7 protein-coding genes and 3 pseudogenes are annotated in these 8,464 nt (G+C 34.4%); 8 read left to right on the plus strand and 2 right to left on the minus strand.

Annotated features, from left to right (window positions below; all coding sequences use genetic code 11):
* The 4 genes and pseudogenes from LOK41_RS26565 to LOK41_RS26580 all read left to right on the plus strand — a co-directional run.
* Positions 1-91: pseudogene (locus tag LOK41_RS26565) on the plus strand (IS6 family transposase); the annotation flags it as partial.
* Positions 92-428: 337 nt separating this feature from the next.
* Positions 429-1,463 carry a FecCD family ABC transporter permease gene (locus tag LOK41_RS26570; RefSeq protein WP_241818981.1) on the plus strand — a complete coding sequence of 345 codons (1,035 nt, stop codon included), beginning with the start codon at positions 429-431 and terminating at the stop codon, positions 1,461-1,463.
* Positions 1,464-2,480, plus strand: coding sequence for a FecCD family ABC transporter permease (locus LOK41_RS26575; protein WP_241818982.1), 1,017 nt, complete (start codon positions 1,464-1,466; stop codon positions 2,478-2,480). It begins immediately after the preceding gene.
* Between the two features lie 21 nt (positions 2,481-2,501).
* Positions 2,502-3,410, plus strand: coding sequence for an iron-hydroxamate ABC transporter substrate-binding protein (locus LOK41_RS26580; RefSeq protein WP_241818983.1), 909 nt, complete (start codon positions 2,502-2,504; stop codon positions 3,408-3,410).
* Positions 3,411-3,580: 170 nt separating this feature from the next.
* On the opposite strand, the pseudogene LOK41_RS26585 reads toward LOK41_RS26580, so the two are convergent.
* Positions 3,581-3,751, minus strand: a pseudogene (locus LOK41_RS26585) (IS6 family transposase); the annotation flags it as partial.
* Positions 3,752-4,102: 351 nt separating this feature from the next.
* On the opposite strand from LOK41_RS26585, the gene LOK41_RS26590 reads away from it, so the two are divergent.
* The 3 genes and pseudogenes from LOK41_RS26590 (at position 4,103) to LOK41_RS26600 (ending at position 6,827) form a co-directional block, all read left to right on the plus strand.
* The gene (locus tag LOK41_RS26590; protein WP_241818984.1) at positions 4,103-4,537 is read left to right on the plus strand and encodes a hypothetical protein; all 435 of its coding nucleotides are present in this window, start codon (positions 4,103-4,105) and stop codon (positions 4,535-4,537) included.
* 821 nt (positions 4,538-5,358) lie between these two features.
* A pseudogene (tnpA, locus tag LOK41_RS26595) lies at positions 5,359-5,709 on the plus strand (IS200/IS605 family transposase).
* Positions 5,710-5,720: 11 nt separating this feature from the next.
* On the plus strand, positions 5,721-6,827 hold the full coding sequence (locus tag LOK41_RS26600; RefSeq protein WP_241818985.1) for a transposase: 1,107 nt from the start codon (positions 5,721-5,723) through the stop codon (positions 6,825-6,827).
* A gap of 369 nt (positions 6,828-7,196) precedes the next feature.
* Here the strand turns inward: LOK41_RS26600 and LOK41_RS26605 are convergent, their stop codons facing one another.
* Positions 7,197-7,391, minus strand: a complete 195-nt coding sequence (locus LOK41_RS26605; protein WP_241818986.1) for a hypothetical protein — start codon at positions 7,389-7,391, stop codon at positions 7,197-7,199.
* Between the two features lie 43 nt (positions 7,392-7,434).
* Between LOK41_RS26605 and LOK41_RS26610 the strand changes: the two genes are divergently transcribed.
* Positions 7,435-8,211, plus strand: a complete 777-nt coding sequence (locus LOK41_RS26610) for a helix-turn-helix domain-containing protein (protein WP_241818987.1) — start codon at positions 7,435-7,437, stop codon at positions 8,209-8,211.
* Positions 8,212-8,464 lie beyond the last annotated feature (253 nt).

Consider the following 8,464-nt stretch of genomic DNA (forward strand, 5'->3'; position numbering starts at 1 on the left):
TATGATGAAAAAAGGACAACTTCACTTCCAGGTGAAGTCTGCCCAAAATGAAGTTAGATTCATACATGAATTATTTGGAATTGCATCATAATCTACCATTGAACAGTCTATACAGGTTTCTATGCTTCTATCAAATGATTTTTGCACCAGAACCAATGAGTATTATGCACTCATAACTTTGTTATTTACAGTGTTTTGAATGTATATTTTTCTTGCTAATTTTGAGGATATCAGGGGAATTGGGATGGAGTAAATGTTTCCGGTGATTTGAAAGTAAACTAATATGTAAAAGTAAAAAAAATAGTTTGCTATTTAAAAAAAGTGAGGATATAATATCTAAATAAAAATGATAATTGTTATCAATAATGATTATAAATTAAAAAATTATTACAAAAAACAACAAATGAATATAAAGGATGCAATGAAATATGTTACATAATTCCACAGTATATGCGGATAAAAATCGCTGCATGCAAGCTAAGTTCATATGTTTTATGAGCTTAACAATTTTATGTCTAATCGTGTCTATATTTATAGCGATTGCATTTGGTGCAAAGGATATTCATTTGCAAACTGTATGGGCAGCGTTTTTTGATTACAATCCAAAATTAACACAGCATCAAATTATTTATGAATTAAGACTTCCGCGAGTAATTGGTGCAGCAGTTATAGGTGCTGCTTTTGCAGTGGCGGGAGCTGTTATGCAGGGAGTAACAAGAAATCCTTTAGCTGATGCAGGCGTGCTCGGAATAAATGCTGGGGCAATGTTTGTCGTGGCGCTTAGCTTTGCCTTTTTCCCGCATATGCCGTATTCGTATTTAATGATTGTTTCTTTCATAGGAGCAGTTTTAAGTACAATACTAATTTTTATTATTGGATCGGCAACATCAGGCGGATTAGCACCGATGCGATTAACGATTGCCGGAGCTGTTATGGCAGCGTTTTTACACTCGCTTAGCTCAGGTATAGCAATTTATTATGATTTAAGCCAAGATTTAGCGTTTTGGTACGCTGGTGGTGTTGCAGGGGTGAAGTGGGACCACTTGAAGTTTTTAGTGCCTATTATTTTCGTAACAATTATGGTTGCAATAGCATTAGGACGATCTATCTCACTTATATCGATGGGGGACGATGTTGCTACAAATTTAGGAGTGAAGACGATTCGAACGAGAATATTTGGAATGGTTACAGTAGTCATTCTTGCAGGTGTTTCGGTTTCGGCTGTTGGTTCAATTGGATTTGTAGGACTTGTCATTCCACATATCGCTAGAAAATTAGTAGGTGTGAATTATAAGTTTATTATTCCTATGTCAGCATTATTAGGAGCTATATTATTAGTTTTAGCTGATTTAGGAGCAAGAACAGTAAATCCTCCAAAAGAACTTGCGGTCGGAATTATGGTAGCGCTTATTGGTGTTCCGTTTTTCCTCTATATAGCAAGTAAAGCTGGGAGGGAATTATAAGTGAAAGATATCTTTAACACCGATAAGAAGAGAGCTACTATGATAACTACAATTTTCGGATGTATAAGTGTCGCGGTTATTTTAATTAGTTTAAATACAGGTACGCTTCGAATTGCGCCACTGAAAGTGATTCAAACGCTTTTGGGTTACGGTGATTTTGAAAGTGTAACAGTATTATACGATTATCGTATGCCAAGAATTATTATCACAATGTTAGCGGGTATTGGACTTGGCGTTTCTGGTGCAATATTACAAGGGTTATCTCGTAATTCACTCGCAGATCCTGGTATTCTCGGATTGCACTCGGGGGCGTCTTTTGGGCTCATTAGTTTTGTTACACTCTTTCATTCTATTAATGAAAAGGCATCGATTTTAATACCGCTATTTACGTTTGGTGGGGGAGTGCTTGCTGCGCTGCTTATTATTTTACTTGCAAATGACCGTACGAAGGGGTTGTTACCGATTCGATTAATTCTCGTTGGTATTGCAGTTTCAGCTGGTTTTAGTGCGATTTCATTATTTTTCTCTCTAAAACTAAATGACGAGACTTATACGTTTGCTTCCAGATGGTTAGTAGGTAACGTATGGGGAAGAGATTGGATTCACGTGATAGCTTTATTACCTTGGATTATTATACTTGCCCCATATGCGTGGCTAAAATCAAAAACGTTAAATGCTTTATCACTAGGTGATAGTGTAGCAGCAGGACTTGGCGTATCTGTACAAAAAGAGCGCTTTTTACTTTTAGCTACAGCGGTTGGACTATCTTGCGCCAGTGTATCGATGGCAGGAGGAATTGGCTTTATCGGTCTAATATCTCCACATATTGCAAGAAAATTAGTAGGCTCAACGTACGAGCATTCTTTACCGTTAACCGGTATTATTGGGATGATTATTTTAGTACTAGCCGATACAATTGGTCGCTCTTTATTTGAGCCAAACTCAATCCCAGCTGGAGTCGTAGTAGCGGCTTTAGGAGCACCTTATTTTCTTTATTTACTTATAAAAACAAAATAAATACTTCAAAGAGGAGAATGTATGAAAAAGAAACTTACTATTTTATTTAGTATCATGTGTATTTTAATAATATCAGCTTGCGGTCAAACAAAATCAAATGAAGGGACAGCTGAAAAAACGACGAAAAGTAATGAACCCCAAATTGCTTCTATGTCTATCCATTTAACGAATAATTTGCTAGCACTAGGAATTACACCAGTAGGTTCTGTTGTTGGTGGAGATTTAAAAGATTTCTTACCACACGCAAAAGATCAACTGAGAGATACGAAGAAGCTCGGTGTTGTAACAGACCCGAACATGGAAGTATTACTTCAATTAAAACCATCTGAAATTTATGTTGATGAAAAATATGCTGGGGAAGATTTAGCGAAGTATGAAAAAATTGCAAAGACACATTCTTTCAACTTAGATGAAGGTACGTGGAAAGATCATTTAATGCAAGTAGGTAAACTTGTAAACCACGAGAAAGAAGCAGAAAAATATATTCAAAACTATGAAGAGCAGACAAAACGAGTAAAAGGCTTAATAGATAAAGAGTTAGAAAATAACGAAAAAGTAATGGCCATTCGCGTTACTGCAAAAGAATTACGTGTATTTAGTACCAAAAGACCGATGGGGCCAATTTTATTCCAAGATTTAGAATTACAACCTGCAAACGGTGTCGAGAAAATTGATGGAAACCGTCCGTTCGAAGTGATTTCACAAGAAGCGTTACCTGATTTTGATGCGGATGCAATTTTTGTTGTCGTAAATAGAGATGACAAAGCAAAAGCGGCATTTAAACAACTTCAAGAAACAGCAATTTGGAAAGGTTTAAAAGCTGTTAAAGGTAAGCACGTATATATTATTCACGATCAACCATGGCTTGATTATTCAGCATTAGGAAACAAAATGGCGATGGATGAAGCTGAGCAAATGTTTATGAAGTAATATAGTTTTGTTGATAGGAAAGGCCCTCTAAATTTAGAGGGTCTTTTTTGTAGTAGGATCAGGAAAGCACAACGATAAAACTTATGGTTCTACTTGTTTTACATCTCTTCAACCGGTTCTGTTGCGAAGTTTTGTTAAGGTTAAGTGGTGCCAACAAAAAGTTCTACATTTTATGCGATTGTTAGTAGCTCCTGTAATTCATTGTATGTCGAAAAACCGAAGTCTGAGCCAAGATTTCGGTTTCGTTTGTATAAAGCATGAATGGTTTCGATGCCTTTCAAGGTACGGGAAGCTTGGCGAAGATTTTGAAATCCTGCGGATTTGGAAAAACGTCGCTTGGTTCTGTTGCAAAGTTGAAAAATAACCGAAAATAATGAGTATACGATGCATGTTCTTGTATATTTTATAATGTTTATTCGAAAAAATTGTATTTTCATTCTATATTTTTGGGGGCATTTAAAACTTTGCAACAGAACCTTATGAAGATAATCTAACATGAATGTTATAATTTCATGTGAATGAGTTGTTCGGGAATTAATATAAAAATCTGTATTTTTATACTTTGTAAAGATTGAAGGTTCGTAATTAATCTCATATTTTTGTGTGTATTTTGACAGCGTTCGAGGTTTGCACCATAGCCGAGGTAAGACCACATGGGGTCCCTTTTTTTAACTTCCACTCTTTTTCAAAAGGTGCATATTTGCACTGTTGGTGTCATGCTTCTTAGTTTAATTGGAGTGTTTTCTTTTGGAGAAAGCAAAGCAAGTGCTGATTATTCTACAGGTTGGTCATCCTTTCACTCAGAAGATGGAAAGGATGAAGGGATAATAACAACAAGCACTTATGATCGAAACGTAAGGATTTTTGTAAGAGGTTTGTGGCAAGCAAGTATTGATGGTTCACCTTATATTACCGGTTACGCAGACCAATTAAGAGTACGTTTATGTAATATTTCGACTGGTGCTTGTACGTCATACAGCCGATTAATTAATGGCGGTTTTGAAGCTGGACATGAGGTTTGGTATGTTTGGTTTACTGGAATGAAAGTCGGAAAATTTTACGTTGATATTTCTGATATAATGCCAGGAAGGTATATGATTGGTCAAAGAAATATTTTAGTGCGTTAATTTACCTAACAGAGCTGACCTTTTGTACTGAGGTCAGTTTTTTTATATTTTAAAAAAATAGCCTTAAAGGCCCAGTACCAGCGTTGCTGTAATCAGAGGCAAAGTAGAAAAAAGCTTAATATACACATGTTTTTCAGTAACAAAAAGGTGCTAAATTAATAATGTTACAAATTATTTTTGATACAGTATTTTGTTACAGGGAATATAAGGGTTATAGAATTCACTGTTTTTAAATACTTCATGTAACAAAAATGAACCTTTATGTTACAAAACGAACAACTAAGGCTGAACCCTAAATTCTTCTATAACTGATATGGAATGTTTTGTCTTATCCCTCTTTTTTCGGGGGATGGGTAAAGAAACCCTATTGTAAAAGTGTCTTAACGAGGGTCTTATGTCAGTTGGTTGGTGGGTCCTTTACTCTTCTATTCTTTCGAAATTTGCTGTAGTTACCGCGCCAATTATGGGTAAAGGTCTATCTACATAAGATTTTATACGTCTATCCCCTACAGATAAAACCATAACAGAACCACCATCACTGATAGTTGAACCGAACCTTAATATTCATTGCAATTATCTTGAAGTTGCTGCACCAAAATGAGTTTTCTAATCTAAAATTTTTTTGTAAAATCATGTATTTTTTGATTAGATTCTGTAGTATTGATTATATATTAAAGATGTGCTGCTACTATAATATGTTTGAAAAAGCCTCAACTTCTGTCCGAAAGTAGTCTTCCACTTTTAAACGTGAAGATACGACAGCGCCAGTGAAAGTGGAAGATGAATTTCGGTTAGGGGTAGCCTAAATTTGTCTCTTTTTCATGCTATTATATTATCACTTTGTTCTGAAAAGTGATTAATGCTCCCATATCTGACTATATGAAAGATATGTTTGTTCGATTGGATGAGAATTACAATATTACCTTAGTTGAATGGAATCATGATACTGAACATGTGCATATTTTGTTCAAAATACATCTGAATACTGAAATGTTAAAGTTTATCAATATTCATAAAAGCGCAAGTTCTCGATTTATAAAAAAGCATTTTCCATCAGTAAAAGAAGAACTTTAGAAAGAATATTTTGGGGCAAAAAACGTTTGCTTGCTTACAACGGATGGTGCGCCATTGAAAGAATAAAAAAACACATAGAAAATCAAAGCATGAGGTGAGGGATTTTGATATGGCAAACAAAGCATATAAGTTCCGTCTATATCCAACACCAGATCAAGAGCAACTTCTTATGAAAACTTTCGGTTGCGTTCGTTTCGTCTACAATCAAATGTTGGCTGAACGAAAGGAAACGTATAAGCAATTCAAGGATAACAAAGAAGCATTAATGAAGCAAAAGTTCCCTACCCCTGCTAAATATAAAAAGGAGTTTGTATGGCTCAAAGAAGTAGATAGCCTTGCATTGGCAAATGCGGGGCTCAATTTGCAGAAAGCGTACAAAAACTTCTTTTCAGGTCGTGCTGAATTTCCAAAGTTCAAAAGCCGTAAGGCAAGACAATCTTACACAACCAATGTGGTCAACGGAAACATTATGCTTTTGGAGGGCTATATCAAATTACCGAAATTGAAACTTGTAAAAATGAAACAACATCGGGAGATTCCGTCACATCATATCATCAAGTCTTGTACGGTTTCTCGAACTAAAACAGGAAAATATTATGTTTCTATTCTCACCGAATACGAACATGAGCCTATACTAAAAGAAGTACAAGCTGTTGCTGGTTTGGATTTTTCTATGAATGGCTTATTTGTTGATAGTGAAGATGGCAAGATAACCAATTACCCTCGTTTCTATCATCAAGCCTTGGAAAAATTAGCGAAGGAACAGCGTATTCTATCACGCAGAAAGAAAAGCTCTAATCGTTGGCATAAACAGCGTCTGAAAGTAGCGAAGCTATATGAAAGAATTGCGAACCAACGAAAGGACTTTCTACATAAAGAATCGTACAAATTGGCGAAACTATATGATTGCGTGGTTATCGAAGATCTCAACATGAAGGGAATGTCACAAGCCCTCAATTTCAGTAAAAGTGTTTCTGACAATGCATGGGGCATGTTCACGACATTTCTCCAATACAAGTTAGAAGAGCAGGGAAAAAAGTTTATCAAAATAGATAAGTGGTTTTTATCATCCCAAACTTGTTCTTGTTGTGGTCAAGTAAAGGAGTCTCTATTTCTTTCGGAGCGCACATTCTACTGTGAATGTGGTTTTATGGCAGACAGGGACTGGAATACTTCTATCAATATCAAGCGTGAAGGGTTACGATTGTTAGCATAAGCATATATAGAGCAAGGAACAGGCTCGATAGCTAAGTAAATTTCGTACCATTGGGTACGATTACCTTAGAAGCCCCAACCTTTAGGCAAAGTGTAGGTGGGGGAGTTCACATGATGGTTTTTTGAATTTTTTACGGTTCTGGTGCAAAAACTTCAGGATAATTACAATAAATCTATAAAACTTGGACATACTGATACTATTACTCTAGAAAGGGTAAGTAATTGGTATGGAAAAAGAAAATTTGCTCAAATGGAATCATTATCAGCCTGAACTAATTCTATTAACAATTTCTTATATATATTCAAAAAACACGATACCTCCAAGCGTATTTTAAGGCATTTAATTATAAATTTGTGTATAAGGGCACTGTTAAAATTGTAAATTTCGTTCAATTGTTAGTTTGAAATAAAATTGCGGTGTTTTAAAAAAGACGCGATGTTTTGAATAAAGTCGTACCGTTAAATCAGAAGGGTGAGTTCGATGAGGGATAACTCCAATATTTTTCAATTCATGGTCTGTACCTCTTATAATAAAGAAAAAAAGAAGATGATTACGATATGCCAACGTAAGTATATAAATTGGAATAAATTCTAGGGAGGATATTATATTGAATACAATTGGTGAAAAAATTCGTGAATTTAGAAAAACATATAATTTATCCCAAAGGGAATTATGTGACGGAATATGCACAACATCTCAATTAAGTCTTATTGAAAATAATAAAATTAAGGCTAAACCTGAGATGATACAATTATTTTCAGAACGAATGGAGTTACTAAAGTCAAATGTCGCAAATCAGAGTGAAAATATAGGAGAATTCTTTCTCAAAGAACGGCAAGAACATGGAATTACACAAAAAGCCCTATGTTATGGAATATGCACAGTATCTTATTTAAGTAAAATTGAAAATAATAAGCTAGTTCCAAGTCTTAACATTAAAAAAGCATTATATAAAAGGTTAGAGGAAATCAAAAATAATACAATAGACTTAGAAATACTTGAATTAGAAAAATTATACGATAGTATGATTTATTTTTTTAATAAACAAGAAACTAATAAGACTAAAAGGATGTTACATGAAGGTTTAAAATCTACAAAAAATCATCCTAAATTACATTGTTTATTTTTATATCAAAATTATTTATATTTTGATCAAACAAATCTAAAAAGTTTTCTTGAGACAACAGCTATTCCCTTTTTTGAACATCAAAAAGATAATAAACAATTATCTATATTTTATATTGATTTAGCAACTTGTTATCAAGAGGAAGGTCAATTTGAAAAAGCATGTCTATATTATCAAAAAGCTATTTCTTATATGAAAATATTAAAAAACACGAATGTTATATCGTCTCATAAAAATGTTCAAATGCAATTTTCATAGGGAAAATAAATGATATTTAATGTTTGTTATCTGTACAACACAAACTCTAAGAATAGTCGTATGTAAAAGACCATCCGATGGTGTTAGCCCTGTCAAGTAGACAGCTATAAAAAAGACTAAGCAGCCATCAAGATTCGATATTCTATCGGAGCTCGGTGGTTGAGTCGTTTTTGGAATCGTTTATAGTTAGAAGTAGATATATTCCTCAATTGCTTGTACTACTTCTTCTTCTGTTTTAAAATGGTGTAAATAT

Origin of the sequence: Bacillus sp. TL12 (assembly GCF_022625245.1) — a bacterium.
Lineage (GTDB): Bacteria > Bacillota > Bacilli > Bacillales > Bacillaceae_G > Bacillus_A.

Bases quoted from the DNA above. Each gene is read 5' to 3' on its own strand.
- LOK41_RS26570 (WP_241818981.1), top strand. From the start codon at position 429: ATGTTACATAATTCCACAGTATATGCGGATAAAAATCGCTGCATGCAA.
- LOK41_RS26580 (WP_241818983.1), top strand. From the start codon at position 2,502: ATGAAAAAGAAACTTACTATTTTATTTAGTATCATGTGTATTTTAATA.
- LOK41_RS26600 (WP_241818985.1), top strand. From the start codon at position 5,721: ATGGCAAACAAAGCATATAAGTTCCGTCTATATCCAACACCAGATCAA.